Annotated in this window: 1 protein-coding gene; it reads right to left on the reverse strand. The window is 79.5% G+C overall.

All coding sequences use genetic code 11. From position 1 onward, the window contains the following. Positions 1 to 346: hypothetical protein (locus tag D7Y13_RS42525; RefSeq protein ID WP_208734609.1), on the reverse strand; the 346-nt coding region annotated here is incomplete at its 3' end. Positions 347 to 464: the final 118 nt, after the last annotated feature.

The raw sequence follows: 464 nt of genomic DNA on the forward strand, positions 1-464 counted from the left end.
GGCCGGCGAGGCTGGTCGATCCGGTCAGCAGGTAGATCGCGCCCGGCCCACCCGGGGGCTGCGCGGCGGCGATCTCGGCCTGGCCCCTCGCGCCGACCGCCAGGGCCATCTGCGCCAGCGCCGGCCGGATGTCCGAGGACACGACCTGCGGCGCGGCCGGCGGCCCGGCGGGCTCGGACAGCGGCAGGCGCGGCGTCGCCGCGGCGGGCGCCGTCCCCACCGTCCCGACGAGGGCCTCGTCGCGCAGCGCGAGCCACGCGGCGATCTCGGGCGGCGCGTCGGCCAGGGCCGGCGTCGCCGCGAGGAGCATCGCGGCCAGGCGCGGGAGGCGGGCGGGATCACGCAACGTAGAGCCTCCCGCCCGGCGACGGCTCCACCAGGCTGGTGACCTCGACGCCGTCGTGAACCGGGGTGGCCGCCGGCCGGGCGGCGTCGATGTCGACGGAGACGAGGCCCAGCATCTC

Origin of the sequence: Corallococcus praedator, assembly GCF_003612125.1 — a bacterium.
GTDB classification, from domain to species: domain Bacteria; phylum Myxococcota; class Myxococcia; order Myxococcales; family Myxococcaceae; genus Corallococcus; species Corallococcus praedator.